Source organism: Limnohabitans sp. Rim11, assembly GCF_001269365.1.
Lineage (GTDB): Bacteria > Pseudomonadota > Gammaproteobacteria > Burkholderiales > Burkholderiaceae_C > Limnohabitans_A.
Genome location: NZ_CXOM01000003.1, coordinates 148,218 through 174,920 on the forward strand (window position 1 = coordinate 148,218; position 26,703 = coordinate 174,920).

At 52.7% G+C, this 26,703-nt stretch carries 25 protein-coding genes; 17 read left to right on the forward strand and 8 right to left on the reverse strand.

Annotated features, from left to right (window positions below):
- The first annotated feature begins 17 nt into the window (after positions 1–17).
- From AMM03_RS09760 to AMM03_RS09770, 3 genes are all read left to right on the forward strand, one after another.
- The gene (locus AMM03_RS09760; protein ID WP_090131075.1) at positions 18–932 is read left to right on the forward strand and encodes a 3'-5' exonuclease; all 915 of its coding nucleotides are present in this window, start codon (positions 18–20) and stop codon (positions 930–932) included.
- Positions 933–1,061: 129 nt separating this feature from the next.
- Positions 1,062–2,723 (forward strand): energy-dependent translational throttle protein EttA, encoded by a 1,662-nt coding sequence (ettA, locus tag AMM03_RS09765; RefSeq protein ID WP_090131077.1) that lies wholly within the window; start codon positions 1,062–1,064, stop codon positions 2,721–2,723.
- A gap of 45 nt (positions 2,724–2,768) precedes the next feature.
- Positions 2,769–3,494 carry a pseudouridine synthase gene (locus tag AMM03_RS09770; RefSeq protein ID WP_090131549.1) on the forward strand — a complete coding sequence of 242 codons (726 nt, stop codon included), beginning with the start codon at positions 2,769–2,771 and terminating at the stop codon, positions 3,492–3,494.
- On the opposite strand, the gene AMM03_RS09775 is transcribed toward AMM03_RS09770, so the two are convergent.
- Positions 3,443–4,246, reverse strand: coding sequence for an alpha/beta fold hydrolase (locus tag AMM03_RS09775; RefSeq protein ID WP_090131079.1), 804 nt, complete (start codon positions 4,244–4,246; stop codon positions 3,443–3,445). The two genes, AMM03_RS09770 and AMM03_RS09775, sit on opposite strands and share 52 nt — an antisense overlap.
- Before the next feature lie 150 nt (positions 4,247–4,396).
- On the opposite strand from AMM03_RS09775, the gene AMM03_RS09780 reads away from it, so the two are divergent.
- From AMM03_RS09780 to AMM03_RS09825, 10 genes are all read left to right on the forward strand, one after another.
- Positions 4,397–5,353: a YVTN family beta-propeller repeat protein gene (locus AMM03_RS09780; protein ID WP_228764662.1), complete on the forward strand. Its 957-nt coding sequence runs from the start codon at positions 4,397–4,399 to the stop codon at positions 5,351–5,353.
- Positions 5,337–6,197, forward strand: coding sequence for a polysaccharide deacetylase family protein (locus AMM03_RS09785; protein WP_090131084.1), 861 nt, complete (start codon positions 5,337–5,339; stop codon positions 6,195–6,197). Before AMM03_RS09780 ends, AMM03_RS09785 begins: the two co-directional genes overlap by 17 nt.
- An 8-nt stretch (positions 6,198–6,205) precedes the next feature.
- Positions 6,206–7,186 (forward strand): sterol desaturase family protein, encoded by a 981-nt coding sequence (locus tag AMM03_RS09790; RefSeq protein ID WP_090131086.1) that lies wholly within the window; start codon positions 6,206–6,208, stop codon positions 7,184–7,186.
- A complete protein-coding gene (locus tag AMM03_RS09795) occupies positions 7,183–7,986 on the forward strand; it encodes an EI24 domain-containing protein (protein ID WP_090131088.1) in 804 nt (267 codons plus the stop codon). Before AMM03_RS09790 ends, AMM03_RS09795 begins: the two co-directional genes overlap by 4 nt.
- On the forward strand, positions 7,983–8,819 hold the full coding sequence (locus tag AMM03_RS09800; protein ID WP_090131090.1) for a competence/damage-inducible protein A: 837 nt from the start codon (positions 7,983–7,985) through the stop codon (positions 8,817–8,819). The genes AMM03_RS09795 and AMM03_RS09800 overlap by 4 nt, the downstream gene beginning before the upstream one ends.
- 201 nt (positions 8,820–9,020) lie before the next feature.
- Positions 9,021–10,436: a type I glutamate--ammonia ligase gene (gene glnA, locus AMM03_RS09805; protein WP_090131092.1), complete on the forward strand. Its 1,416-nt coding sequence runs from the start codon at positions 9,021–9,023 to the stop codon at positions 10,434–10,436.
- 104 nt (positions 10,437–10,540) lie between these two features.
- Positions 10,541–11,065, forward strand: a complete 525-nt coding sequence (locus AMM03_RS09810) for a hypothetical protein (protein WP_194942848.1) — start codon at positions 10,541–10,543, stop codon at positions 11,063–11,065.
- A gap of 17 nt (positions 11,066–11,082) precedes the next feature.
- Positions 11,083–12,177, forward strand: coding sequence for a nitrogen regulation protein NR(II) (glnL, locus tag AMM03_RS09815; RefSeq protein WP_090131551.1), 1,095 nt, complete (start codon positions 11,083–11,085; stop codon positions 12,175–12,177).
- A 44-nt stretch (positions 12,178–12,221) separates the two neighbouring features.
- Positions 12,222–13,721 carry a nitrogen regulation protein NR(I) gene (gene ntrC / locus AMM03_RS09820; protein WP_090131096.1) on the forward strand — a complete coding sequence of 500 codons (1,500 nt, stop codon included), beginning with the start codon at positions 12,222–12,224 and terminating at the stop codon, positions 13,719–13,721.
- A gap of 50 nt (positions 13,722–13,771) precedes the next feature.
- The gene (locus AMM03_RS09825; RefSeq protein WP_090131098.1) at positions 13,772–14,152 is read left to right on the forward strand and encodes an MAPEG family protein; all 381 of its coding nucleotides are present in this window, start codon (positions 13,772–13,774) and stop codon (positions 14,150–14,152) included.
- 1 nt (position 14,153) lies between these two features.
- Here the strand turns inward: AMM03_RS09825 and AMM03_RS09830 are convergent, their stop codons facing one another.
- The gene (locus tag AMM03_RS09830; RefSeq protein WP_090131100.1) at positions 14,154–15,989 is read right to left on the reverse strand and encodes a glutamine--tRNA ligase/YqeY domain fusion protein; all 1,836 of its coding nucleotides are present in this window, start codon (positions 15,987–15,989) and stop codon (positions 14,154–14,156) included.
- Positions 15,990–16,045: 56 nt separating this feature from the next.
- Here AMM03_RS09830 and AMM03_RS09835 point away from each other — a divergent pair, with 56 nt between their 5' ends.
- Positions 16,046–16,870 carry an undecaprenyl-diphosphate phosphatase gene (locus tag AMM03_RS09835; protein ID WP_090131102.1) on the forward strand — a complete coding sequence of 275 codons (825 nt, stop codon included), beginning with the start codon at positions 16,046–16,048 and terminating at the stop codon, positions 16,868–16,870.
- A gap of 7 nt (positions 16,871–16,877) precedes the next feature.
- On the opposite strand, the gene AMM03_RS09840 is transcribed toward AMM03_RS09835, so the two are convergent.
- From AMM03_RS09840 to AMM03_RS09855, 4 genes are read right to left on the reverse strand one after another with little or no spacing between them, the layout of a single operon-like run.
- Positions 16,878–17,690 carry an alpha/beta fold hydrolase gene (locus tag AMM03_RS09840; protein WP_090131104.1) on the reverse strand — a complete coding sequence of 271 codons (813 nt, stop codon included), beginning with the start codon at positions 17,688–17,690 and terminating at the stop codon, positions 16,878–16,880.
- The gene (locus AMM03_RS09845) at positions 17,690–18,514 is read right to left on the reverse strand and encodes a proteasome-type protease (RefSeq protein WP_090131106.1); all 825 of its coding nucleotides are present in this window, start codon (positions 18,512–18,514) and stop codon (positions 17,690–17,692) included. The genes AMM03_RS09840 and AMM03_RS09845 overlap by 1 nt, the downstream gene beginning before the upstream one ends.
- Before the next feature lie 21 nt (positions 18,515–18,535).
- Complete coding sequence (gene mutS, locus AMM03_RS09850; RefSeq protein ID WP_090131108.1) at positions 18,536–21,196, reverse strand: DNA mismatch repair protein MutS; 2,661 nt, start codon at positions 21,194–21,196, stop codon at positions 18,536–18,538.
- Positions 21,197–21,199: 3 nt separating this feature from the next.
- Positions 21,200–22,099 carry an inositol monophosphatase family protein gene (locus AMM03_RS09855; RefSeq protein ID WP_090131110.1) on the reverse strand — a complete coding sequence of 300 codons (900 nt, stop codon included), beginning with the start codon at positions 22,097–22,099 and terminating at the stop codon, positions 21,200–21,202.
- Between the two features lie 142 nt (positions 22,100–22,241).
- Here AMM03_RS09855 and AMM03_RS09860 point away from each other — a divergent pair, with 142 nt between their 5' ends.
- Positions 22,242–23,009: an RNA methyltransferase gene (locus tag AMM03_RS09860; protein ID WP_090131553.1), complete on the forward strand. Its 768-nt coding sequence runs from the start codon at positions 22,242–22,244 to the stop codon at positions 23,007–23,009.
- 23 nt (positions 23,010–23,032) lie between these two features.
- Positions 23,033–23,812, forward strand: a complete 780-nt coding sequence (cysE, locus tag AMM03_RS09865) for a serine O-acetyltransferase (RefSeq protein ID WP_090131112.1) — start codon at positions 23,033–23,035, stop codon at positions 23,810–23,812.
- 27 nt (positions 23,813–23,839) lie between these two features.
- Here the strand turns inward: cysE and mog are convergent, their stop codons facing one another.
- Positions 23,840–24,436: a molybdopterin adenylyltransferase gene (gene mog, locus AMM03_RS09870; RefSeq protein ID WP_090131114.1), complete on the reverse strand. Its 597-nt coding sequence runs from the start codon at positions 24,434–24,436 to the stop codon at positions 23,840–23,842.
- Between the two features lie 30 nt (positions 24,437–24,466).
- Positions 24,467–25,147 (reverse strand): ribosome biogenesis factor YjgA, encoded by a 681-nt coding sequence (gene yjgA / locus AMM03_RS09875; protein WP_090131555.1) that lies wholly within the window; start codon positions 25,145–25,147, stop codon positions 24,467–24,469.
- A gap of 91 nt (positions 25,148–25,238) precedes the next feature.
- On the opposite strand from yjgA, the gene pmbA reads away from it, so the two are divergent.
- Positions 25,239–26,642 carry a metalloprotease PmbA gene (gene pmbA, locus AMM03_RS09880; RefSeq protein WP_090131116.1) on the forward strand — a complete coding sequence of 468 codons (1,404 nt, stop codon included), beginning with the start codon at positions 25,239–25,241 and terminating at the stop codon, positions 26,640–26,642.
- Positions 26,643–26,703: the final 61 nt, after the last annotated feature.

Sequence of the window (26,703 nt, forward strand, 5' to 3'; positions counted from 1 at the left end):
GATCAAGCGAGTGAGAGATGAATTTTGACGACATGGCCGACCAACTTTCGGCGCACCCCGACTACAAAGTCAAACGACGCTTGGTACCTATCCTGAATTTTGGGCAGGGCTCATGTGGGCCCACAAAGCGCGTCTTGATTTTGGACACCGAAACTACAGGCCTTGATTGGCGCGCCGAACGCATTATTGAGTTGGCCATGCTGGCTGTCGATGTCGACATGCAAACTGGCATGCCTGTAGGTGAAGTCGAGGTCTACGAAGACTTTGAAGATCCAGGTTGTGCCATCCCACCCGAAATTGTCAAACTCACCGGCATTACCGATCAAGACGTCAAAGGTCAGTCACTGAACGAAGCCAAAATCAAAGACATGGTGTCGCGCGCAGACCTTATCGTGGCACACAACGCAGGCTTTGATCGCCCCTTTGTAGAAAACCGACTGGACGTGTTTGAACACAAAGCGTGGGCTTGTTCTTTTCAAGGCATCAATTGGAAAGCACAAGGCTTAGGCTCTGCCAAGCTCGAGTTTTTGTGCAGTGAGTTCGGTTGGTTTTACGACGCTCACCGCGCCCAAGTCGACTGCCATGCCTTGCTGCGCGTTTTGTCATCACCCTTGCAGTCTGACAAGCCCGATGGCAGCAACACCGGCCTTCTGCAGCTTTTCAAAGCAGCAGAAAATGCGCGTACGGTGGTCAAAGCCTTTGGCTCGCCATTTGAAACCAAGGACAAACTCAAAGCGCGGGGCTACCGTTGGGATGCCGAGAACAGGGTTTGGTACACCGCCGTGAAATCCGATGAAGCTCTGAATGCCGAGGCAGAGTGGCTCAAATCTGAGGTTTACAGCGGCCGGTCAGCCCGAATTGGCCTCGAAACTCAGGATGCTTGGGTCCAATTTTCCAACCGAAGCGGCAAATCAGGCGATCGAGTCCTGTAATTTGAAAGATTTCGGGGCTCAAAAGGGTAGATAGGGCCTCCAAAGACTGGGATAATCATGGGTTCGGGAAATTGTCTTTTCCATTCCGGAAAAAGCACATTTCTCTCCCTTTTGAAGAGCATCCCAGCCATGGCCCAATACGTTTTTTCCATGAACCGCGTCGGCAAGATCGTGCCGCCGAAGCGTCAAATTCTCAAAGACATCTCTCTGAGCTTCTTCCCCGGCGCCAAAATTGGCGTGCTCGGCTTGAACGGTTCTGGCAAGTCAACCTTGCTGAAAATCATGGCCGGCATCGACAAGGAAATTGAAGGCGAAGCCATTCCCATGGCCGGTCTCAAAATTGGGTATCTGCCCCAAGAGCCCCAAATGGACCCCAACGAAACCGTGCGCGAAGCGGTTGAAGGTGGCATGGGCGAAGTGAAGGCTGCGCAAGCCCGACTCGAAGAAGTCTATGCAGCCTACGCTGAAGAAGACGCCGACTTTGACGCACTCGCTGCTGAGCAAGCCAAATTGGAAGCCATCATTTCCACAGCAGGCGATGCGTCTGATCACCAACTCGAAATTGCTGCAGACGCCTTGCGTTTGCCCCCATGGGATGCTGTCATTGGCAAACTCTCAGGTGGTGAAAAACGCCGCGTGGCCTTGTGCCGTTTGTTGCTTAGCCGCCCCGACATGTTGTTGCTAGACGAACCCACCAACCACTTGGACGCAGAAAGTGTCGACTGGCTTGAGTTGTTCTTGCAGCGCTTCCCTGGCACCGTGGTGGCCATCACCCACGACCGCTACTTCCTAGACAACGCGGCCGAATGGATTTTGGAACTTGACCGGGGACACGGCATTCCCTACAAAGGCAACTACTCCACTTGGTTGGAGCAAAAAGAAGCCCGCTTGGAGCAAGAGCAGCGCACCGAAGACGCTCGTACCAAGGCCATGAAAAAGGAATTGGAATGGGCACGTTCCAACCCCAAAGGCCGCCAAGCCAAAAGCAAGGCCCGTTTGGCACGCTTCGAAGAATTGAGCGATTACGACTACCAAAAGCGCAACGAAACCCAGGAAATTTTCATTCCTGTGGCCGAGCGTTTGGGCAATGAAGTATTTGAGTTCACCAACGTCAGCAAGTCCTTCGGCGACCGTTTGCTGATTGACAACCTCAGCTTCAAAGTACCCGCTGGCGCCATCGTCGGCATCATTGGCCCCAACGGTGCCGGTAAATCGACTTTGTTCAAACTGATTGCAGGCAAAGAGCAACCTGACAGCGGCACGGTCAAAATTGGTCAAACCGTGAAGATGGCCTTTGTCGACCAAAACCGCGACGACTTGTCCAACGAAAAAACCGTTTGGGAAGATGTGTCCGGTGGCCTCGACATCATGACCGTGGGCAAATTCCAAATGCCAAGCCGTGCGTATTGCGGCCGCTTCAATTTCAATGGTGGCGACCAACAAAAGAAAGTCGGCATGTTGTCCGGCGGTGAGCGCGGCCGTTTGCACTTGGCCAAAACACTGATCGAAGGCGGCAACGTGTTGCTGCTGGACGAACCCTCCAACGACTTGGACGTGGAAACATTGCGCGCCTTGGAAGATGCCTTGCTGGAGTTTGCAGGCTCGGTCATGGTGATTAGCCACGATCGTTGGTTCCTCGATCGCATTGCCACGCACATCTTGGCCGCCGAAGGCGATAGCCAGTGGGTGTTCTTTGACGGCAACTACCAAGAGTACGAAGCCGACAAGAAGAAACGTTTGGGCGAAGAGGGTGCCAAGCCCAAGCGCGTGCGTTTCAAGGCCTTGAAGTAATTCCTTGTTTTTAGAAGTTTTGCGCGGACCTGTGCCATGAAACCCATGCGCTTAGAAGACATCCTCTTCAGCCAAGGTTTCGGCACCCGCCGCGTTTGCGCCGGCTTGGTGCAGCAGGGCTACGTCAGCGTCAACGGCGAGGTGCAAGAAGACCCCGGCGTTTTCTTCGACCCCGAAAACCTCAAGTTCAAAGTACAGGGCACCGAGTGGCCTTACTTTGACCGCGCTTACCTCATGTTGCACAAACCCACTGGCACCGAGTGTTCGCAAAAGCCGTCTACTTGGCCCAGCATTTACACACTGTTGCCTTCACCCTTAAGGTTGCGCCCCCAAAAGGCCGCAGTGCAGGGCGTTCAAGCCGTGGGCCGTTTAGATCAAGACACCACCGGTTTGTTGTTGCTCACCGATGATGGCAAATTCATCCACCGCATGAGCTCGCCCAAGCACCACATGCCCAAGGTGTATGAAGTCACCACAAAGCATGAGATTACCGACAGCCAGGTGGAAAAATTATTGGCGGGTGTGGTGTTGGACGACAGCCCCAAACCGGTCAAAGCGGCCGCCTGTGAAAGGGTGTCAGAAACGCATTTGAAGCTGACCCTCACCGAAGGCAAATACCACCAAGTCAAGCGCATGTTGGCCGCAGTGGGCAATCGGGTTGAAGGTTTGCACCGCAGTGCCATTGGCAATTTGCAATTGCCCGAAGATTTGGCACCAGGTCAGTGGCGTTGGATTTTGCCCAGCGAACTCGAAAAATACTTCAAAGCCTGAAGCACTTCTTCAGGTTTGTCTTTGTGCGGGCTGTGGCCACAATTTGCTAGTTTGACCAAGTGGGTGTGTGGCGCATTCAAAGCAATCTCATCAATTTGTGCCATGGTGCCATAGGGATCGTCCGATCCCTGAATGGCCATCAAAGGCGATTGAATGCTGTGCAGCAAGGGGCGGATGTCAAAGCTTCTAAATGCATCGCTTAACCAGACATCGTTCCACTGCCAAAAGGCCACATCAACATCTTGGTGAAAAGCTGCCAATCGAGGGCGCAGTTTGTCAAAGTTGTCGCGAGCCTGAGTAATGGCTTCAATGGAGATATCTTCCACCTTCACATGAGGCGCCATGACCGCACAGCCAGCCACTGCAAATTGGCTTGCATGGATAAGGGCAATGGTGCCCCCATCAGAATGGCCAATCAAAAGCGGCTTGGCAATTTTTAAAGTTCTGAGCAATTCAGGCAACACCACCAGGGCCTCATGGTGCATGTAATCGGCTTGGCGCCTTCCCGCTCCTCGCACGTCCGCAATGCCGTCCGATAGACCATAGCCTTGTCGTGAATAAACCCAGCCTTCGCAAGCCAATGCTTGGCAGACTTGTTCGGGCCAATCTTTCCAGAGCGCCACGCTGCCCAAACCTTCGTGCAGAAAGACGCAGGCGGGCGGAGCGGCAGCGGCCAAAGGGCTGTCAGGCCCTGGGATGTGCTTGACTTCCAGTTGAACGCCCCTGACGGAGATCAAATTTGCCTTAATCATTGGGTTATTTTGACATCAGAAACTCAGAAAAGGCGCAAAGTGTCTGGGGTTCTGAAGCAATGGCTTGCATTCCGCCATTACACTTCAGGGATGATTTTTCGCGCACTGACTCTTTCTCTGGGCTTGGCAGCATGCACGGCCGTTTTGGCCATGTCTGGCAAGCCTCAACCAACCCCGCCAGAGCCCGCTGCACCCGCACCTGCCCCCATTTTTGTTCTCAACTCTTTAGAGGGCAATGTCAGTGTGATTGACCCCGTCACGTGGACGGAAACCAAGCGCATTCCAACAGGCAAAGAGCCGCACCACTTGTACCTGACGCCTGACGAAAAGTCAGTCATTGTGGCCAATGCCTTGTCTGATTCTCTGACTTTCATTGACCCCCGTACCGCCGAAATTCAACGCACCATTCCTGGTATTTTGGATCCTTACCATTTGCGGTTTTCACCTGACATGAAGTGGTTCGTCACGGTGGCCAATCGATTGAATCACATTGACATTTACAAGTGGGATGGCCAAACACCCACCTTGGTTAAACGTATTCCGACTGCAAAAACGCCCAGTCACATGTGGATCGACTCTAAGAGCACCACCGTGTGGGCCACCATGCAAGACAGCAACGAATTGGTCGCGGTGGACTTGGCCACCCAAGTTATCAAGTGGCGCGTCAAAACAGGTCAAATGCCCGCAGACGTATTTGCCACACCCGATGACAAATTTGTTTTAGTGGGTTTAACGGGCGGAGATGGCGTAGAGGTCTTCGATGTGTCCAATGGGCCTGCCAAGAAAATTAAAAAAATCAGCACTGGCAAAGGCGCACACGCGTTCCGCGCTGTGGGCGACAAGCAGCATGTTCTGGTCAGCAACCGAGTTGCCAACACCCTGAGCAAAATTGACTACACCACATTCACCGTGGTGGATCAATATCCTGGCCCCACAGGTCCCGATTGCATGGACATTTCAGCGGATGGCAAAACCATTTTTCTGGCCTCGCGCTGGGCGCAAAAGCTAACGGTCATCGATGTGGCCACACGCAAGGTTGTGAGACAGATCAAAGTGGGCAAATCACCCCATGGGGTTTGGACCTTGGATCATGCGCCGCGCCAATAAGCTTGTTGCAAAGTCCTCGGCAGCGCTGCTGGCTGCTGCTTTCTATTTTCTCACCCCCTTGCAGGCCGCACCGGCTTTGGCCAACCCGTTGCCTGCCTGTCCAAAACCGGTTTACCTGACCTTTGATACAGGGCACATGGGTGTCGCCCCTCTGATTGCCCAAGTTTTGCGTCAGCATCAAGTGCCAGTGACTTTTTTTGGTGCCAATGAAAAAACCCAAGAAGGGGACGGCAGCTTAGGCAGTCATTGGGCCTCTTGGTGGAAAGAGCGGGGCGCAGAAAACCATGACTTTGCCAGCCACACTTTCGATCATGCCTACTGGCGCGCCGATCTTGATGGCAAGCGTTTCAAAATTCGGCCGAGCGCTGGTGACAATGCCGGCAAAGATTTGAACTGGGGTGTTGCAGACTACTGTGACAACTTGAAAAAAGCCTCACAAAGACTTGAGGCGCTGACAGGCCGGGCAAGTCTGCCTTTGTTCAGAGCACCTGGCGGCAAAATATCACCCGCATTGATTCAAGCGGCTGCATCTTGCGGTTATGCCCATGTGGGTTGGTCGCCTGCAGGTTTTTTGGGGGATGAACTGTCCAGCCAAACGCACAGCAACGCCAGCTTATTAAAAAATGCGTTGAAGAACATTCGCAGTGGTGACATCTTGGTGGCGCATCTTGGCATTTGGTCTCGGCAAGATCCCTGGGCGCCAGCAGTGCTAGAGCCCCTGATTGTGGGCTTGCAAGAAAAGGGTTTTTGTTTCGCCAGTTTGCGCCAACACCCGCAATATTCGAAACTCTTGTCTGAAGTATCCAAAACGCCCAAGACGCCCAAGACGGGCCAGACGCCCTGAACGAAGTCATGCTTTCTTCCTTCTTTGATTTGTTGACTGACACCTTTGCATTTTTGCAATTGGTTTTGTTTGAAAACGTGGTTCAACCCATCGCCTTTCATTTGGGTGCGGGTAACTTGCTAGAAATCGCCTATGAAGGTACAGGCTGGCTTCTGGTTGGTGTGATTCAAATTGTGGTCATGCTGCTGCTGATAGCGCCTCTAGAAAAATGGCGGCCCGTTGAGCCTGTGATGTCGCCCAGTGCCGTCAAAGTCGATGTGATTTACACCCTGATTCATCGGCTGGGCTTGTTTAAATTGCTCATGTTTTTCACATTTGAAAACTTGATCGAGACAGGTTTTGGTGAACTGCGTGTTCATGGCTTTCCCACTTTCAATTTGGATGCTATTTGGCCCGGTGTCACTGACACAGCGGTGGTCAGTTTTGTGATTTATTTGGTGGTGTTTGATGCCGTCAACTATTTCATTCACCGCGGCCAACATCAATTCAACGCCTGGTGGGCGTTGCACGCTTTGCATCATTCACAGCGACAAATGACCATGTGGACGGACAACCGAAATCACTTGATAGACGACATTGCTACTGCCCTTGTTTTGTCTGTCGTTGCCAAACTGATTGGTGTTGGCCCTGGCCAATTTGTGGCGCTGGTAGCCATCAGTCAATTGACTGAAAATTTTCAACACGCCAACTTCAAATGCAGCTTTGGTTGGCTGGGCGACAGACTCTGGGTCAGTCCAAGGTTTCACCGTTTGCACCACGGCGTGGGCATCGGTCATGAATCAGCGGGCAGGCAAACGCTGGGCGGCCACAATTTTGGTGTGCTCTTTCCGTGGTGGGACATGCTGTTTGGAACGGCTAATTTTTCCAATCGCTATGAACCTACAGGCGTTAGAGACCAAGTGGAAAATGGACGCGACTATGGCCAAGGTTTTTGGGCCCAACAAAAATTGGGACTGACCCGTTTGTTTTCAAAATATCCTCACTCATGAAAATCATGCTGGATTCGTTTTGGCGAGCAATCGCGTATTGCATTCACCCCAAAGTGATCTTGTTGTCCTTGCTGCCATTGATTTTGATGGCGGTCATCGTGATGGGTTTGGGCGCCATGTATTGGGAGCTTGCGGTCAACCAAGTTCGGATGTGGATGGATGCCACCAGCGTCATGGGTTGGGCGTCTACCTGGCTGGAGCGCATGGGCTTGTTGAACTTGAAGGCGGTGTTGGCACCCTTGTTCATTATTTTTGCCGTGACACCGTTGGTCATGATCATGGCCTTGGTGGCAGTCTCTTTCATGATCACACCTGCATTGGTTGGTTTGGTTTCAGATCGCAGATTTCCAAACCTAGCTCGCAAACAGGGCGGCTCTTTGTTGCAAAGTATGGGTTGGACTTTGTTGTCAGTTTTCATCTCATTGCTTGCGTTTGTGGTGACACTCCCTTTGTGGTGGATTCCCTTCATGGCATTTCTGTTACCACCGCTTATTTGGGGATGGCTTACCTACCGGGTGATGGCCTATGACGTTTTGGCCGATCACGCCACCAAGTTGGAGCGCATCGAATTGATGACGCGCTATCGATTTCAACTCTTGGGCATTGGCGTCGTCACGGGCATGATGGGCGCGGCACCAAGCGTCATTTGGGCCTCTGGTGCATTGTTCGCTGCAGCCTTTGTCATCCTCATTCCCATTGCAGTTTGGATCTACACCTTGGTCTTTATTTTTTCATCTTTGTGGTTTGCACATTTGCTCCTGCAAGCATTGGATGAACTCAGACAAGAAATAACTTTATGAACATATCATCAACTTCCCGTGCCCCAGAGATTGGACTCATCATCATTGGTGATGAAATTTTGTCGGGCAAACGTGCAGACAAACATCTCCCAAAGTTCATTGAACTGCTGACCGAACGTGGCTTGCAATTGGCATGGGCAGAATATGTCGGTGATTCACCAGAAAGAATCACTGCCGTTTTGAGCCGCGCATTTGCTTCTGGCGATGTTGTGTTTTCATGCGGCGGCATTGGCGCTACGCCAGATGACCATACGCGCCAATGCGCTGCAAAGGCTTTGGGTCTTGAGTTGGCGTTGCAGCCACAGGCCAAAGAATTGATCTTGGAGCGCATGCGAGATGTAGCGCTTGAACAAGGCTTGCCCTATGAGCCAGAACGTGAAGATAACTTGCATCGATTGAACATGGGCACGTTTCCGCAAGGCGCTGAAATCATTCACAACCCCTACAACAAGATCCCTGGCTTTACGTGTCAGGGGCAGGGCGGCGGGCTTGTTCATTTTGTGCCTGGTTTTCCCGTCATGGCTTGGCCCATGATGCAAGATAAGTTGGATGCTTATTGCCAAGTCTGGGGTGTGGCTCCCAGGCGCGTTGAAATGTCGGTCATTGTGTTTGGCGCTATGGAGGCCACCTTGACACCCCTGATGGAACTGATTGAGAAAGAACACCAAGGCGTTAAGGTGTTCAGTTTGCCAAGTGTGGACCATCCAAAATGGGGGAAACACATCGAACTGGGCGTCAAAGGTACCGAATTAAGTGCGCAAAATGCCTTTTCAGCGCTGAAGGAGGGGCTAAAAGCCTACAACACCGAGCTTGGCCCCGAAATGGTGCGTTAATGCGTGTTGCACTATAATGGTGCAAAATTGCTTTCGTCTGGTGCATTGGTTTTGTCAAAAAAATCATGCGTTTCTACTGAGAGCCAGTCCTTCCTCGGGGCACAATAGCGGTCTTGGGTAAATGTCGCAAAGCGCTTTAGTTGGCACAGAAACTGCATTCCCGAAGAACCAATTATCAACACCCATCCTTAGGAGAATCTGATGGCAAAGACCGTCGCAGACGTGATGAAGATGGTGAAAGACAACGAAGTCAAATTTGTTGACTTCCGCTTCACCGATACCCGTGGCAAAGAGCAGCACGTTTCCGTGCCAATTTCCCACTTTGACGAAGATAAGTTCACTGACGGCCACGCGTTCGACGGTTCTTCTATCGCTGGTTGGAAAGGCATCGAAGCCTCCGACATGTTGTTGATGCCCGATCCCATCACAGCCAACATCGACCCCTTCTTCGAAGAAACAACTTTGATCTTGGGTTGCGATGTGTTGGAACCCGGTGATGGCAAAGCCTACGACCGTGACCCACGTTCTATCGCCAAGCGCGCTGAAGCCTATTTGAAGGCTTCCGGTTTGGGTGATACCGCTTACTTCGGACCCGAGCCAGAATTCTTCTTGTTCGACGACGTTCGTTTCGGCAGCGACATGTCCGGTACGTTCTTCAAGATCGACGATTACGAAGCACCTTGGAACACAGGTACCAAGATGGAAGGCGGCAACCGCGGTCACCGTCCTACCGTCAAAGGTGGTTACTTCCCAGTGCCTCCCGTCGACAGCACACAAGACATGCGTGCAGAAATGTCCCTGATTCTCGAATCCATGGGCATCCCTGTTGAAGTGTTCCACCACGAAGTGGCTGGCGCAGGTCAAAACGAAATCGGCACACGCTTCAGCACCTTGGTTGAGCGCGCTGACTGGACTCAAACATTGAAGTATGTGGTTTGGAACGTGGCCAATGCCTACGGCAAAACCGCTACTTTCATGCCCAAGCCCTTGGTCGGTGACAACGGTTCCGGCATGCACGTTCACCAGTCCATCTGGAAAGACGGCAAAAACTTGTTCGCTGGCAACGGCTACGCAGGTTTGTCAGACTACGCGCTGTACTACATCGGCGGCATCATCAAGCACGCTCGCGCTTTGAACGCCATCACAAACCCAACCACCAACAGCTACAAGCGTTTGGTGCCAGGTTTTGAAGCTCCCGTGAAGTTGGCTTACTCTAGCCGCAATCGTTCTGCTTCGATTCGTATTCCTCACGTTGCATCTGACAAAGGTCGCCGCATTGAAGCGCGCTTCCCAGATCCAATGGCCAACCCTTACCTCTGCTTTGCTGCATTGATGATGGCTGGTTTGGACGGCGTGGAAAACAAGATCCATCCAGGCGAAGCTGCTACCAAAGATTTGTACCATTTGCCTCCCGAAGAAGATGCATTGGTGCCAACCGTTTGCCACAGCTTGGACCAAGCCCTCGAGTATTTGGACAAAGACCGTGCCTTCTTGACCAAAGGTGGCGTGTTCACAGACTCCATGCTCGACGCTTACATTGAATTGAAAATGGGTGAAGTCACACGCTTCCGTCAAGCCGTGCACCCCATCGAATACGAGATGTACTACTCACTGTAATTTGCAGCGAGTTTGGGCACCTGAGCCCTACCCGAAAAGGACGGCTCAGGCCGTCCTTTTTTATTTTGAAGAGACAATGAATGCCATTTGATAGGTCGCAAATCATGAGGTTCACTTTGCAAAGCATCTTGAGCTTGATGTGTGCTTTGTTTGTTGGGCTTGTGATGGCAGACCAGGCGGTTTACAAATGCGGACAGGAGTTAACCAACCTGCCCAAAAATCCAGAGTTGTGCCAAAAGTTGGAGATCTCAAACTCGACTCAAATTGAAGGCACCAAGGTTCAAAATTCTCCCAGTTTCAATTCATCGTCTAAGCCGAAAGAGGCACAAGTTGAAAGCACGCCAGGGGCTCAATCAAGTCATCAAGCAAGCCACCAAACAAGTCCGCAAACTAGTCCCCAAGAAGTGCACCAACGGAATACAAAGGCACGCACCATCTTGGAGGATGAGCGTCAAAAACTTCTGAAGCAGCAAGCCGAATTGGTGCAAAGCCACAAACAAAGTCAGCCTGACCGGCAGCGCGAATCGGCCTTTAATACAAACCTACAAAGAATAGAGCGCGACTTGCAAGCCTTGAGTCGAGAACTGGCCCGGTATGCAGCGCCTGTTCCTAGCGCTCACGTGAAATAAATTCAAACGAGATGCAAATGGCCGAAACCGAAAAGACTTCAAAGTTGAATGAAAGGCAGACCTCGCGCTTTAGTGCGTTCGATTGGTTGCCTACACCCATTGCTGTGTTGACCAGCGACGGGGTGGTGGTGTTTGTCAATGCAGAACTTGAAGATGTGATTGGTCAATCTCGCAGGAGCTTGGAAGGGCAGTCTTTCCTCAATTTTTTCAGCGACGCCAAACCCCTGAAGCATGCGCTGGCGGGGGCCAAAGCCAACGAATTCGCTGCCTTGCGCTACGACTCTGAGTTGTTGAGAATCAAGCCAGAAGAAAGCTTGCCGGTACATGTCATTGTGGCGCAGTCTGATTTGCCAGGCGAAATCATCATCGAATTGTTGCCCATCCAACAACAAACCAAACAAGACCGAGAAGAGCGGCTGCTCGATCAAGCGCAAGCCAACAAAGAGTTGATTCGGAATTTGGCGCATGAAATTAAAAACCCCTTAGGCGGTATTAGGGGGGCGGCGCAGCTCCTTGAGATGGAGATGGACTCCAAGGAGTTGACCGAGTACACACAAGTCATCATTCGAGAAGCTGATCGACTTCAGATTTTGGTGGATCGCCTTTTGGCGCCGCACAAACGACCGCACGTGGTGGGCGATGTCAACATTCACGAAGTGTGTGAGCGTGTGCGGTCTCTGATCGTTTCAGAGTTTCCCAAGGGCCTGAGGGTGATACGTGACTACGACACTTCCATCCCGGAGTTCAGGGGCGACCTGGAACAACTCATTCAAGCGGTACTGAACATTGCCCACAATGCCTCTTTGGCCTTGGCCGACAAGATCAATGAAGGTCACGCCGAGCTGACTTTTAGAACCCGCATTGCCAGACAAAGCACTTTTGGCAAGCAGCGCTACCGTCTGGCATTGGAATTGCATGTGATTGACAACGGGCCTGGTGTTCCAGACTCGATCAAAGACCGAATTTTCTTCCCTCTCATCTCTGGAAGAGAAGGTGGCTCTGGCTTGGGTCTGACTTTGGCGCAGACATTTGTTCAGCAGCACCACGGATCGATCGAGTGTGAGAGCGTGCCAGGTCGCACAGATTTTAAGATTTTGATTCCGTTGCCTTGATCTGATTTCAGACCTTGGCATCTTTAAATAGAAAGTTGTGACCCATGAAGCCTATCTGGATCGTAGACGATGACCAATCTATCCGATTCGTCTTAGAGAAAGCGCTTCTGCGTGAAGGCTTGAGCACTCGAAGCTTTACCAATCCTCGCGAAGTTTTGGCAGCCTTGAATTCTGAAGAAGGCCGAGAGGGCCCTCAAGTCTTGGTCAGTGACATTCGCATGCCCGGTGGTTCTGGCTTGGATCTGTTGACCGAGGTCAAGCAAAAACTGCCAGGGCTTCCCGTCATCATCATGACGGCCTTCTCCGATTTGGACAGTGCTGTTTCTGCCTTCCAAAATGGTGCTTTCGAATACCTGCCCAAACCTTTCGATTTACCCAAAGCCATCGAACTCATTCGCCGTGCCTTGGAAGAAAGTCAGCGCGAAGAAGTGGCTGAAGAGTTGATGGCCAGCACCCCAGAAATGCTGGGGCAAGCACCCGCCATGCAGGACGTGTTCAGAGCCATTGGCCGTTTGTCGCAGAGCAATGTCACGGTCATGATCACAGGCGAATCTGGTTCTGGCAAAGAGTTGGTAGCCAGAGCGTTGCACAAACATTCCCCGCGTGCCAATGGACCCTTTGTGGCCATCAATACCGCGGCCATTCCCAAAGACTTGTTAGAGAGCGAACTTTTTGGACACGAACGGGGTGCATTTACTGGCGCCCAAACTTCAAGACGCGGTCGCTTTGAACAGGCTGACGGCGGCACTTTGTTTTTGGATGAAATTGGCGACATGCCTTTTGACCTTCAAACACGTCTGCTGCGCGTGTTGTCGGATGGCCATTTTTACAGGGTGGGCGGGCACACAGCGGTTAAAGCCAATGTTCGCGTCATTGCTGCCACACACCAGGATCTAGAACAGCGCGTCAAAGAAGGCGTGTTCCGTGAAGATTTGTTTCACCGTCTGAACGTCATTCGTTTGCGCTTGCCTGCCCTGCGCGAGAGAAGAGAAGACGTGCATGTGTTGACCAAACATTTCTTGGTGCAAAGTGCGCAGCAGTTGGGTGTGGAAGCCAAGCGAATCTCTGATCAGGCCCTCGATATCCTGAGCCACTTTAACTTTCCAGGCAATGTCCGTCAGCTTGAAAACATTTGCCATTGGTTAACGGTCATGGCGCCAGCGCAAATGATCGAAGCCAAAGACTTGCCGCCAGAAGTTTTGTCGCCTGTTGCTGAGTCATCTGTTGCTGAAAATCTAACAGGCACCGAGCCTGCTCACTTCAAAGAGCCAACCCAAACTACTGCCTCGTCCAATGCCCCCGCCAGCCTGATCAATTTGGGCGCACACGCGGGTTGGGAAAGTGCCCTAGAAGTGGAGGCCTTGCAATTGCTAGGAACAGACCGACAGGATGTATGGGATGTCTTGACCCGTCGCTTTGAGTCTTTGCTCATTCAGGCAGCTTTGGCCACTACCCGTGGCCGAAGAATTGAGGCCGCTGTCAAATTAGGCATTGGCCGCAACACCATCACTCGAAAAATTCAAGAATTGCACATTGAGGGTTAACATAGACTCTGTCTTGTGTCTCAATACAATTTATAGAATCGGACTTGATGATGGATTTACCAATTGCTTCTCTCTTGTTTGCTGGCGCAATGCCTTGGATTTGTGCCGGCATTGCCAAAGGCGGCCAGAAAAATTACGACAACCACAATCCAAGGGAATGGCTGGCTAAACAAACAGGCTATCGCGCTAGGGCCAACGCAGCGCAAGCCAATTGCTTTGAAGCTTTCCCCATGTATGCGGTGGGTGTTTTGTTGGCCATGTTGTCAGACATAGAAGCTGACCAGCTTGAAATGTGGGCTGGTTTATTCATTGCAGCCAGAGTGGCCTACGTAGCTTGCTATGTGATGGACAAAGACAAGCTGCGATCCTTGGCTTGGCTGGTGGGCGTTGTCAGCACAGTTGCTTTGTACGTCCTCAGCGCAAGCCAATAAATCACTTGCTCCAAGTGTCTTTCAAGCCCGTGCTTCGGTTGAACACGGGCTTGGTGCCAGTGTGGTCGATGCGGTCGGCCACAAAGTAGCCATGGCGCTCAAATTGAAACTTGTCATCGGGCTTGCTGTTGGCCAATGAGGGCTCAACATAAGCTTCGATCACTTTGAGGCTGCTAGGGTTTAGGCTGGCCAAAAAGTCTTTACCGCCTGCGTCTGGGTTGGCCTCAGAAAACAAGCGATCGTACAAACGCACTTCGGCTTTGATGGCGTCAGCTTGCGAGACCCAAGTGATCACGCCTTTCACCTTGACGCTGTCAGAGCCAGGTGTGCCGCTTTTGGTATCTGGAATGAGCTGCGCCAATACCTCGGTTATCTGACCATTGGCATCTTTGTTGGCACCCGTGCATTCAATCACGTGTCCGTATTTCAAGCGAACCTTGTTGCCAGGGAATAAGCGGAAGAAGCCTTTGCTGGGTACTTCTTCGTAATCGGTGCGTTCAATCCAAAGCTGTTTGCCAAATTTGAAATGGCGTTGGCCCCATTCGGCATGGTGCGGATGAACCGGTGCATGGCAGTTGTCCAATGCGCCTTCTCCCATGAGTTCGTCCCAGTTGGTGATGGTGAGTTGGATGGGGTCCAGCACAGCCATGGCACGCGCTGCTTTGGGGTCGAGATCGTCGCGCAAGCAACCCTCTAGGGTGCTGTAGTCAATCCAAGAATCGCTTTTGGTCACGCCAATGCGCTCTGCAAATAATTGCAAGCTTTCGGGTGTGTAGCCACGCCTGCGCAAACCCACGATGGTGGGCATGCGGGGATCGTCCCAGCCATTGACCTTGCCTTCATTGACCAGCTGTGCCAACTTGCGTTTGCTGGTAATGACATAGGTGAGGTTGAGCCTGGCAAATTCATATTGCTTGGGGCTAGGCGCTGCCAGCAGGGCGCTGAGTTGTGTGCCATCTGCCAAGGTGTGTGATTCACTCAAGCGCGCCATCAACCAATCGTAAAACGGACGCTGGTCTTCAAATTCCAAGGTGCAAATACTGTGCGTAATTTGCTCGAGCGCGTCTTCGATGGGGTGTGCAAAGGTGTACATCGGATAGATGCACCAAGTGTCGCCCGTGTTGTGATGCGTCGCGCGGCGAATGCGGTAGATGGCCGGATCGCGCATGTTGATGTTGGGCGAGGCCATGTCAATTTTGGCGCGAAGCACGGCAGCGCCGTCTGCCAATTGGCCATCGCGCATTTCCCGAAAACGGCTTAAGTTTTCTGCGGGAGTTCGGGCTCTGAAGGGGCTGTCTTTGCCTGGGGTGTTGAAGTCGCCGCGGTTGAGGCGCATGTCTTCGGGACTCTGCTCGTCAACATAAGCCAGGCCGGCTTGAATCAAGTGCTCAGCAGCACGGTACATGAAATCAAAATAGTCGCTGGCCTGGTAAAGGTGCGATGTGCCGTTGGCATCCCAATTGAAGCCAAGCCACTGAACGGCATCCAAAATGGAATTGACGTATTCGGTGTCTTCTTTTTCAGGATTGGTATCGTCAAAGCGCATGTGGCAGACACCGCCATAATCGCGGGCCAGACCAAAATTGAGGCAAATGCTCTTGGCATGTCCTACATGCAAGTAGCCATTGGGTTCGGGCGGAAAGCGGGTGCGAATTTTGGCGGGATCGGGGTTGCCGCTGGCATGGTGCGCTGCATCGCCTGGTGAGCCAGCCCATTGGCGTTGAGCGTAGGTGCCGTGGGCCAAATCAGATTCAATGATTTGGCGCAAAAAATTACTGACCTTGGGTGCATCCTCAGGGGTGCCCGATGAATTGGCTTTGACGTTGGCTGTGCTCATGACATGATTTTAGGCCCTTTCAAGAGCGATAATTGGCAGATCTTCAAGGAGTCTCGGTGGATTTAATGTTGTTGGCCAAAGCCGCTGTGATGGGTGTGGTTGAGGGCCTGACCGAATTTTTACCCATCTCATCAACGGGCCATCTCATTTTGGCCGGTGCGCTTTTGGGCTTTGACGACGACAAAGCCAAGGTCTTTGACATCGCCATCCAAACTGGCGCGATCTTTGCCGTCATTTTGGTCTACTGGCAAAAAATTTCAGACACCGTCAAAGCCTTGCCTTATCAAGCAGAGGCGCAGCGTTTTGTTCTCAATGTCTTCATTGGGTTTTTGCCTGCAGTGGTCCTGGGTTTGTTGTTTGGCAAGCTCATCAAAGAGCACCTGTTCACGCCATGGGTGGTGGCCACCACATTCATTGTGGGCGGGTTCATTATTTTGTGGGCCGAAAGACGGCCCCCTTCTAGCGTTCGAATTCGGGCCGTTGAAGACATGCGCGGTCGCGATGCCCTCATGGTGGGTTTGGTCCAGTGCTTTGCCATGGTGCCCGGTACCAGCCGAAGCGGTGCCACCATCATTGGCGGTATGTTGCTGGGCTTGTCGCGCAAGGCTGCCACAGACTTTTCTTTTTTCTTGGCCATACCGACGCTCATTGGGGCAGGGGTTTACAGCCTCTACAAAGAGAGAGCGCTATTGTCGGTGGAAGACATTCCCATGTTTGCCACGGGCTTGGTGGTCTCATTTATCAGCGCCTGGATTTGCGTTCGCTGGTTGCTGAAGTACATCGCCAGCCACAGCTTTGAAGTTTTTGCGTGGTATCGAATTGTGTTTGGCTTGGTGGTTTTGGCAACAGCCTGGACTGGCGTGGTCAACTGGTCCGCATAAGCCGCCCTTAAACGGGCATCGCACCCAAATTACGCAGCGCCGCTTCTACAGCGGCCGCTGTGGTCTGAGGCTTTTCCATGGGGAACAAATGCGAGCCATCTAGCCATGTCACGCGGCCCTTTGACACTTTGTCGGTTAAGTCCGAGCCAACCAAACGCATTTCTCTAGAGCGTGTGCCGCCTACAAAAGCCACACTGCATTTCAAAGGATGACGCTTCAGGAGTGATGGCAAATTGTGCGGCAAAGTGTTGTAGATGGCCGTCTCGATGGCTCTGTTAAAACTCAAGATGCGTTGCCCATTTTCTTCTACCGTCCCATGCTCGGCATAGTCTCTAAGGGCATCGGGATGCCAATGTGAGAAAGCACGCTTGTGCTGAAAATGGGCGATGACGGCGTCCACATCGGGCCAATGTTGTCTGCGTGATTGGCTAATTCGACCCGGGCTCATCGACCCAATCCAATTGGTTTTCTTGGCCAATTGCAGGGCACTGGCCTTCCAGCCACCTACCACAGGTGAATCGAGCAACACCACGCCAGCACTTAATTTGGGGTGCTTAGATGCACACATCAAACTCAACAAGCCGCCCAGCGAGTGCCCCACCAAGTAAGGCGTCTCACCTGTTTCATTCATGCTTTGTTGGGCAAAGTCTGCCAACTCCTGCACCAAATGGGGCCAGTTGCTGGTGACTGGAAATTGGGCTTGATGGCCCAATTTCTCGATGGACTTGACCTTGAAGCCGCGCCGTACCAAATCATTGGTGAAACTGCGATAGGTGCTGGCAGGAAATCCGTTGCCATGGGAGAAGATGACGCTGGCCATCAGATCAGTTTTTCTTCAGGCGTCGAAATTTTCTTGAGGGGCGAATGTTTACCAATCTTTTTCAATGGAATGTCGGTGGCATCGCCGTTCCAAACGGGATCTTCCAGACTGTCAAACATCTCCCGGAGTTTTTTACCCCAGTTGTCGCGCAGCATGTTGAAGTAGGGGTTTTGTTCGTCAATGCAAACAATGCGATCGCTCTCCAACTTGTCGGCTTCATAAACCACCATGTCTAAAGGCAGCCCGACAGAGAGGTTGGACTTGAGTGTGGAGTCCATGGACACCAAGGCACATTTGGCGGCTTCATCCAGTGGCGTCAGGGGTGTAATGACGCGATCTAAAACAGGCTTGCCGTACTTGGATTCACCAATTTGGAAGTAGGGCGTTTCTGCGGTGGCTTCAATGAAATTGCCTGGCGAGTAAATTTGGTAAAGACGCATGCCTTCGCCCGCAATTTGGCCCCCAAAAATCATGGACACATTGAAGTCAACGCCACCGGCTTTGAGGGCGGCCGCATCTCGCTCATGCACATGTCGAACGGCCGCGCCCAAAACACGGGCAGCATCAAACATGCTTTTGGCATTCCAGATGGTGATCGGTTCGGCATCAGGGTGATCGATGATTTTTTCAACTTGGAGCATTTCGCGCACAGACTGCGAAATACTGAGATTGCCGGCAGAAAGCAAGACCATGAAACGGTCGCCTTTCTTTTCATAAATGATCATCTTGCGGTAAGTGCTGATCATGTCTAGCCCGGCATTGGTGCGAGAGTCGGATAAGAAAACCAAACCGGCTCGTGTTTTGATGGCAACGCAATAAGTCATCAGATTTCCTAGGTCAAGGATTTAATTTTCAGATCGCTTCATGACGCGCTTAAGACTGTACAAAGCCTCTAAAGCTTCGCGGGGGCTGAGCGCGTCTGGGTCAATTTGGTTTAAAGCAGATTCGAGTGGCGAGGGGCCGGTGTGTTCTGTTTCTGGGGGTGGTGCAAACAAATCCACTTGAACGCGGTTTTCGTTGGCGTCTGCTTCAAGCGCGCTGAGTGTGTGTCTTGCATGATTCAGTACGCCAGTCGGCATGCCCGCCAACCTAGCAACTTGAACGCCATAACTTTTGCTGGCAGGGCCAGCTTGAAGCTCGTGCAGGAACACAATGTCGTTGCCCGATTCTGTCGCGCCTACGTGCATGTTCAGTGCGGCGTGGTGGGTCGCAGGAAACTCGGTCAACTCGAAGTAGTGCGTGGCAAACAGCGCGAAGGCTTGTGTTTTGTCGTGCAGGTGCGTGGCAATGCCACTGGCCAAGGCCAAGCCATCAAAGGTGGAAGTGCCACGGCCAATTTCGTCCATCAGCACCAAGGACAAAGGTGTGGCACTGTGCAAAATTTGAGCGGCTTCAGTCATCTCCAACATGAAAGTTGATTGGGCATTGGCCAAGTCATCGGCCGCGCCGATGCGGGTGTGGATGGCATCTATGGGCCCCAGCCTGCAACTGCTGGCGGGCACATGACTGCCAATGCTGGCTAAAAGCACAATCAATGCCACCTGGCGCATGTACGTCGACTTACCGCCCATATTGGGGCCGGTGATGATTTGCAAACGCTGCTTGCTGTGCATCAGACAATCGTTGGCAATGAAGCTGCCGCCTGAGGTTTCGGCCAAGCGAGCTTCCACCACGGGGTGACGGCCTTGCCTGATTTCTATGCAGGGTTCTTTGGCAAATTGTGGGGCGCACCAATTGAGCGTGTTGGCTCGCTCGGTGAGGGTGCACAGCGCGTCAAGCTGCGCCATGGCTTGCGCCAATTTGGTGAGCGCTTGAATGTGGATTTGCAATTGGTCGAGCAAAAGCTCGTACAAATATTTTTCGCGGGCCAGTGCGCGTTCTTGCGCAGACAAGGCTTTGTCTTCAAAGGCTTTGAGCTCGGGCGTGATGAAGCGCTCGGCATTTTTCAAGGTTTGACGGCGACGGTAGTCGTCGGGCACTTTGTCAATTTGGCCTTGGGTTACCTCAATGTAGAAACCGTGGACCTTGTTGAATTGCACCCGCAAATTGGCAATGCCCGTGCGCGCTTTTTCGCGGGTTTCCAATTCCAACAGGAAGTCATCGCAATTGGTTTGAATGGCGCGAAGTTCATCTAACTCTGCATCTAAGCCATGGGCCATGACGCCGCCATCGCGTATCAAATTGGCCGGCTCTTCCAAGAGCGCTTGTTGCAATATTTCTGTGAGACCAGCTGGCGGTTGCAAATCGAAATGGATGTCATGCAACAACTTGGTGGGCGACAAGTGGCCCAGCGTTTGTTGCAAATGAAGCGCCAAGTTGGCCGAGCGGATGAGGGCGTTTTTAAGCGCGACCAATTCACGCGGACGAACTTGCCTGAGCGCAATGCGCGCTGTGATGCGCTCTACATCGCTGGCGCCTTTGAGTTGCTCTCTTAAGCGCGACCAAATTGCAATACCGCTTTGTGCCGAAGCACTGTTGTCATTCAACTGGTCAATGGCGGCCAGTCTGTCAACGGCAATTTGACGATCTCGGGGTGGGTTCAGCAGCCACTGCTTGAGTTGACGGCTGCCCATGCCTGTCATGCAGGTATCGAGCAAAGAAAAAAGAGTCGGTGAATCTTCACCGCGCAATGTTTGCGTGAGTTCTAGATTACGGCGCGTGCTGGTAGGGAGGTCAATGAGATCATTGGCCTTTTGCACTTTGAGTTGCGACACGTGCGGCAGCGTTCTGCCTTGGGTGTGTTCTGCGTACGTGAGCAGTGCGCCCGCCGCTGCATGCGCTTGGGCAAGCTTGTCGGCATCCCATGCGGCCAAGCTGGCCACATTGAGTTGTTTGATGAGCTTGCCATGACCCAAGCCAGCGTCGTATTGAAAGTCGGGGCGCAAAGTGAGCGACAGAGACAGGCCACGTTGACCCAAGCGCATCGATTGAAGTTGCTGTTCCCATTTGGGCGTGATGCTGGCGCTGACCAACAATTCGCTGGGTGCAATACGTTCCAACCAATCGGCCAATTCGTCGTGCGTGCATTCAGCCAAATGCAACACACCTTGGGTCACGCTGAGCCAAGCCAAGCCACACGCATTGCGCGGTGCAATGTGCAGTGACAACAAAATGGCTTCGCTTTTGTCAGACAACAATTCGGTGTCGGTGAGCGTGCCGGGGGTGACGACCCTCACCACTTTGCGTTCGACGGGGCCCTTGCTGGTGGCGACATCGCCTACTTGTTCGCAGATGGCGACGGATTCGCCCAGCTTAATAAGCTTGGCCAAGTAGTTTTCGACAGAGTGAAACGGCACACCCGCCATGGCAATGGGTTTGCCGGCGGTTTGACCGCGATGCGTCAGGGTGATGTCCATGAGGCCGGCCGCACGCTCGGCGTCTTCAAAGAACATTTCGTAAAAGTCACCCATCCGGTAAAAAACCAGGGTGTCAGGAAACTCCGCCTTGATGCGCAGATACTGCTGCATCATGGGGGTGTGGGCACTCAGGTCGAGCGCGTCTGTCATGGCTTAAAAAGGGCTGTCCGTTGAGTCTGAGTCGGCTTGTTTGGCCTCTGCATCTTTGGCATCGGCAGCGCGCACAGACGCCTTCTCGCCAGCACTGGCAAACTTGCTGTACTTGCTCAGAATAGGCACCAGCTGTCCGTAAATTTTGGGTGTGCCAGCCAAGCATTCCTTTTGATCCAAGAAATCGGCTTCACCTGTGAAGTTGCCCACCAAGCCGCCAGCTTCGGTCACCAACAAGGAGCCCGCTGCCACATCCCAAATCTGCAGGCCGGTTTCAAAGAAAGCATCTGTAAAGCCAGCGGCCACATAGGCCAAGTCCAAAGCGGCAGCGCCTGGACGGCGCAGACCCGCTGTGCGTTGCATCACGTCGCCCATCATGCGCAGGTACTGGTTGAAGTTGTCACCGGGGCGGAAAGGGAAGCCTGTGGAAATCAGACATTCGTGCATTTGCGTGCGCTTGCTGGTGCGCAGACGTCGGTCGTTCATGTACGCGCCGCGGCCTTTGGTGGCTGTGAACAAATCGTTGCGTGAGGGGTCATACACCACAGCTTGTTCGACTTTGCCATTGACGGCCAGCGCAATGCTGACGCAATAAACAGGGAAGCCATGGATGAAGTTGGTGGTGCCATCGAGAGGGTCGATGATCCAAACGTGGTCGGCGTCGGGGTTGCCGTGTGTTTTGCCAGACTCTTCGGCCAAGATGCCGTGATGCGGGTAGGCCGTCAGCAAGGTTTCGATGATGGCGTTTTCGCTGGCCAAGTCGACTTCGGTCACGAAATCGTTCACTTGTTTTTGCGAAATTCGAACTGCCTCCACGTCCAGGGCGGCACGGTTGATGATGGCGCCTGCGGCGCGTGCAGCCTTGACGGCTACGTTGAGCATGGGGTGGAGATTGGTCGACATGAATTTTTAAGAGCAAAAACGGAGGTCCACAGTGCGATGACCGAGGCGAATGACGCATTTTCCCATGAAATTACAGGGCTACGAACCAGTTCCTCAGGTTTTTGGCCATTTTGAGGCGACAGGGTCTGGGACAATGTCGCCTATGCGTACCCGATTTATCTTGATTGAAACCAGCCACCCCGGCAATGTGGGGGCGGCCGCCCGTGCTTTGAAAGTCATGGGTTTTGATGAAATGGTGCTGGTGGCACCGCGTTATGCCAATGTGCTGCGCAAGGAAGAGACCATTCAAAGGGCCAGTGGCGCCAACGATGTGCTCGACAAAACGCGCATTGTGGACAACTTGGAAGAGGCGCTAGATGGCATTTCACATTTGTGCGCCACGGCCATGACGCCTCGCGATTTTGGACCGCCGACGCGCTCGCCTAGGGAACATTTTGAGCTTGTGTTGGGTCGACCCCTGGTTCAGGCTGCACCAGATTCTGCAAAACCCGCCGAACCCATTTCTTCCATCGGTTTCTTGTTTGGTTCTGAACGTTTTGGCATGAAAAACGAGGATGTCTACAAATGCCATGTGGCGCTGTCGATTCCGACCAATCCGCAGTTTGGTTCTTTGAATTTAGCGGCTGCGCTACAGCTTGTGGCGTATGAATGGCGCTTGGCTTTGGGTGGATTTCCGGTGGCGTCGCCGGTGGCCGAATCTTCATTGGCCGATGCCGAGCAGGTTTCCGGCATGTTGGTGCACTTGCAACGAGCCTTGGTCGAGATTGGTTTTCTAGATCCTGCAGCGCCTAAAAAACTCATGCCGCGCCTGAACCAGCTATTTAATCGCGCCAACTTGACCCCCGAAGAAATCCATATTTTGAGAGGTGTTGCTAAGGCCATGATCGAAACCGCCCAAGCAAAAAGGTAGACTAGGCAAAAATACACCAGCTTATGTTTTCACGCCTTCATTCCGACATTCAATGCATTCTTGACCGAGACCCCGCTGCGCGCACAGCTTGGGAGGTTTTGACTTGTTATCCCGGATTGCACGCGGTCGTCATGCACCGTTGGGCCCACGCTTGCTGGCGCTCGGGCTTCAAGTGGTTGGCGCGATTCATTTCTAATTTTTCCCGCTGGGTCACAGGCATCGAAATTCATCCCGGTGCCAAGCTGGGTGAGCGGGTGTTTTTTGATCACGGCATGGGCATCGTGATTGGTGAGACAGCCGAAATTGGCGATGGTTGCACTGTTTATCACGGCGTTACCTTGGGCGGTACATCGCTCTACAAAGGTGAGAAGCGGCACCCTACATTGGGAAAAAATGTGGTGATTGGCGCTGGCGCCAAAGTATTGGGCGGGTTTACAGTGGGCGATGGCGCCAAAGTAGGCTCCAACGCTGTGGTGACCAAGCCGGTGCCCGCGGGTGCTACTGCGGTTGGTAATCCAGCGCGAATCATTCAAGAAGAAGCCGATGTTCAGCGGGAGGCTACGGCTTCCAAGATGGGTTTTTCAGCTTATGGTGTGACGCAAAACGACGATCCATTGTCGCAAGCCATGCGCGGCTTGATTGACAACGCATCCAGCCAAGAACACCAAATTGCCATGCTGTGGCAAGCCTTGGAAAAAATGAATGCCAACCAGGGCAATGCTCAGGGCATTCAAATGCCAGGCGATGCGGCCAAACGTGAAACTTTTGAGGCTGAAAAGCTCAATCAGTTGGTGGGCAAGTAAGGCGCCTGAGCCTGTACGTTGTTTGTTTTAGGCTTTGGGTGGACGAATGGCCGTCTTGGGCCTGAACGCCTTGCAAACCTCGTCGTTGGTTTCAAGGTAAGGGCCGCCAATCAAATCTATGCAATAAGGCACGGCTGCAAAAATACCGTGCACCACACTTTGACCTTGGCTGTCTTTCAAACCTTCCAGTGTTTCGGCAATCGACTTGGGCTGGCCCGGCAAATTGATGATCAAACTTTGACCGCGAATGACCGCTACTTGGCGCGACAAAATAGCCGTGGGTACAAACTTCAAACTGATCTGACGCATCTGCTCACCAAAGCCTGGCATTTCTTTGTCGGCAATGGCCAAGGTAGCCTCGGGGGTAACGTCGCGAATGGCGGGGCCTGTGCCGCCCGTGGTTAGCACCAAGCTGCAACCTGCATCGACCAACTCAACCAGTGTGGCACTGATGCGCTCTTTTTCGTCAGGGATCAGCCGTGCTTCAAATTGCAAAGGGTTCTTCAAGGCTTGTGTGAGCCAAGTCTGCAGGGCAGGTAAGCCTTTGTCTTCGTATACGCCTGTGCTGGCGCGGTCACTGATAGAGACGATGCCTATTTTGACGGGGTCGTGAAGCGATGACATGTTTGCAGAAGTTAAAAATTAGGTTTGAAGTTAGTTGTCTTCGTCGAGATCGTCAGTGTCTGAGTTCTCTGCGTTTTCTGTGTTGCCGCCTTGGGCGTTGCCCATTTCAGCGCGCACCAATTGAAAAATTTCACGGTAGGCGCGACTCTGGCGGGGCGCTATGCCTTGCGACACGGTGGCGGCAGACACGGCCGGTGCGTCTTTGCGAGCTTGTCGAATGAGCGCGCGCAATTGTTGACAGTCGGTGCCAGGAAAACTTTTCAACCATTCACCACAAGCATCGTCGTCTTTGATCAGTCGGTCGCGCCATTGCTCAGCCAAATGCAGTTGCAATGTTTCTTGCGCAGAGCCTTGGCTTTGTTCTAGCAGGGCAGCGCGCACACCTTCAACGGCATCTTCATCCAATTTGCGCATCAGCTTGCCAATGAATTGCATTTGCCGGCGTTTGCCTTCAAAGTTGGTGATGCGTTTGGCTTCGGCCACGGCTTCCACCAGTTTTTCTGGCAAATCCACTTTGGCCATCAGGTCGGCACGCAGAGTCAGCAAACTTTCGCCCAGCTTTTGCAGTTCGTCGCTTTCGCGCTTTAACTCGGTGCGACTAGGCTCATCGGTACCGCCCTTGAGTTCGCGTTTGAGCTCAAGGTCTAACTCGCTGCCTTCGGCAACAAATTGACCTTGAACAAAATAACCTTTTTTGAATTTACGGGACATGTGCGCGCTGAAACCTTTGTACGGGACGGCAAGTATCATAGCCGTCACTTAGAATTTTAAATAATTGACCGTTTTGAAGAATCCGACCCCCATGACAAAAAAAACCAAGGCATCCACCCAGGCATTGAACGCACAGGCCAACGACGGTTTCAGCTATAGCCGCAACTATTTCGAGGGATTGGTTGATTCTGCCCTGAAACACGCCAAAAAGATCGGCGCCACCGATGCGGGTGCAGAAGCTTCTGAAGGTTGCGGCCTCAGTGTCAGTGTGCGCAAGGGTGAATTGGAGACTGTGGAGCGCAATCGCGACAAGTCTTTGGGCGTCACGGTGTATGTGGGTCATCGCCGCGGCAATGCAAGCACCTCCGACTTTTCCGAGGCGGCCATTCAGCAAACAGTGCAAGCTGCTTACGACATCGCGCGTTTTACAGCCGAAGATCCAACCGCAGGTTTGCCTGATGAGGAAGACATTGCCAAGGATCAACCCGAGTTGGATTTATTCCATCCTTGGACCATCAACAGCGAGGAAGCTGCCAAGCTGGCATTGGCTTGTGAAGAAGCCGCCTTGAAAACCAGTCGCCGAATCACCAACAGCGAAGGTGCTGGCATATCCGCGCAGCAAAGTCATTTCTTCAGTGCCCACACCCACGGTTTTAGGGGGGGCTATGCCAGTTCAAGGCACAGCATGTCGGTGGCGCCCATCGCTGCATTGCCCGGCAAAAATGCAGAAATGCAGCGCGATGCCTGGTTCACATCCATGCGCTCGGCCGATCAAATGGCATCGCCTGAGGCGGTGGGTCGGTATGCCGCTGAGCGTGCTTTAAGCCGATTGGGCAGCCGCAAAATTCCCACAATTGAATGCCCTGTGTTGTTCGAGTCCCCCGTGGCAGCAGGCCTTTTAGGCGGTTTCGTTCAGGCCGTCAGCGGTGGTTCTTTGTATCGCAAAACCAGTTTCTTGGTGGACTCGATGGGCAAACCTGTATTTCCAAAACACATTGATATTTTGGAAGACCCGCATGTGTTGCGCGGTAAAGGCAGCTCACCTTTTGATGATGAGGGTGTGCGAAGCGCCAAGCGCAAAGTGGTGTCAGGCGGACGCGTTGAGGGCTACTTCTTGAGTACCTATTCCGCGCGCAAGCTGGGCATGAAAACTACGGGCAATGCTGGCGGTTCACACAACTTGGTGATGTCATCCAAACTCACGCGCTCAAGCGACGATTTGAAAGCCATGCTCCAAAAACTGGGTACAGGTTTGTTTGTGATTGAGTTGATGGGGCAGGGCGTGAATTACGTCACAGGCGACTATTCACGCGGCGCATCAGGCTTCTGGGTAGAGAACGGTGAGATTGCTTTCCCAGTTCACGAAATTACCATTGCCGGCAATTTGAAAACCATGTTCAAAGGCATCGACGCCATTGGCGCTGACACCTACAACTACGGCGCCAAAACTTTGGGATCTGTACTGATCAACCGTATGAAGGTTGCCGGTAGCTGAAATTTAATTGGGGTCAGATCAACATTAATTTCCAATCAAAGGGGCTAAAGCCTAAGGGGGG

Coding starts and splice junctions, on each gene's coding strand:
- pmbA (WP_090131116.1), top strand. CDS start 25,239: ATGACAAAAAAAACCAAGGCATCCACCCAGGCATTGAACGCACAGGCC.
- mog (WP_090131114.1), bottom strand. CDS start 24,436: ATGTCATCGCTTCACGACCCCGTCAAAATAGGCATCGTCTCTATCAGT.
- AMM03_RS09810 (WP_194942848.1), top strand. CDS start 10,541: ATGAGGTTCACTTTGCAAAGCATCTTGAGCTTGATGTGTGCTTTGTTT.
- glnA (WP_090131092.1), top strand. CDS start 9,021: ATGGCAAAGACCGTCGCAGACGTGATGAAGATGGTGAAAGACAACGAA.
- glnL (WP_090131551.1), top strand. CDS start 11,083: ATGGCCGAAACCGAAAAGACTTCAAAGTTGAATGAAAGGCAGACCTCG.
- AMM03_RS09795 (WP_090131088.1), top strand. CDS start 7,183: ATGAAAATCATGCTGGATTCGTTTTGGCGAGCAATCGCGTATTGCATT.
- ettA (WP_090131077.1), top strand. CDS start 1,062: ATGGCCCAATACGTTTTTTCCATGAACCGCGTCGGCAAGATCGTGCCG.
- AMM03_RS09775 (WP_090131079.1), bottom strand. CDS start 4,246: ATGATTAAGGCAAATTTGATCTCCGTCAGGGGCGTTCAACTGGAAGTC.
- AMM03_RS09800 (WP_090131090.1), top strand. CDS start 7,983: ATGAACATATCATCAACTTCCCGTGCCCCAGAGATTGGACTCATCATC.
- ntrC (WP_090131096.1), top strand. CDS start 12,222: ATGAAGCCTATCTGGATCGTAGACGATGACCAATCTATCCGATTCGTC.
- AMM03_RS09830 (WP_090131100.1), bottom strand. CDS start 15,989: ATGAGCACAGCCAACGTCAAAGCCAATTCATCGGGCACCCCTGAGGAT.
- AMM03_RS09780 (WP_228764662.1), top strand. CDS start 4,397: ATGTCTGGCAAGCCTCAACCAACCCCGCCAGAGCCCGCTGCACCCGCA.
- AMM03_RS09855 (WP_090131110.1), bottom strand. CDS start 22,099: ATGTCGACCAATCTCCACCCCATGCTCAACGTAGCCGTCAAGGCTGCA.
- AMM03_RS09825 (WP_090131098.1), top strand. CDS start 13,772: ATGGATTTACCAATTGCTTCTCTCTTGTTTGCTGGCGCAATGCCTTGG.
- cysE (WP_090131112.1), top strand. CDS start 23,033: ATGTTTTCACGCCTTCATTCCGACATTCAATGCATTCTTGACCGAGAC.
- AMM03_RS09845 (WP_090131106.1), bottom strand. CDS start 18,514: ATGACTTATTGCGTTGCCATCAAAACACGAGCCGGTTTGGTTTTCTTA.
- AMM03_RS09840 (WP_090131104.1), bottom strand. CDS start 17,690: ATGGCCAGCGTCATCTTCTCCCATGGCAACGGATTTCCTGCCAGCACC.
- AMM03_RS09770 (WP_090131549.1), top strand. CDS start 2,769: ATGCGCTTAGAAGACATCCTCTTCAGCCAAGGTTTCGGCACCCGCCGC.
- AMM03_RS09760 (WP_090131075.1), top strand. CDS start 18: ATGAATTTTGACGACATGGCCGACCAACTTTCGGCGCACCCCGACTAC.
- AMM03_RS09860 (WP_090131553.1), top strand. CDS start 22,242: ATGCGTACCCGATTTATCTTGATTGAAACCAGCCACCCCGGCAATGTG.
- yjgA (WP_090131555.1), bottom strand. CDS start 25,147: ATGTCCCGTAAATTCAAAAAAGGTTATTTTGTTCAAGGTCAATTTGTT.
- mutS (WP_090131108.1), bottom strand. CDS start 21,196: ATGACAGACGCGCTCGACCTGAGTGCCCACACCCCCATGATGCAGCAG.
- AMM03_RS09790 (WP_090131086.1), top strand. CDS start 6,206: ATGCTTTCTTCCTTCTTTGATTTGTTGACTGACACCTTTGCATTTTTG.
- AMM03_RS09785 (WP_090131084.1), top strand. CDS start 5,337: ATGCGCCGCGCCAATAAGCTTGTTGCAAAGTCCTCGGCAGCGCTGCTG.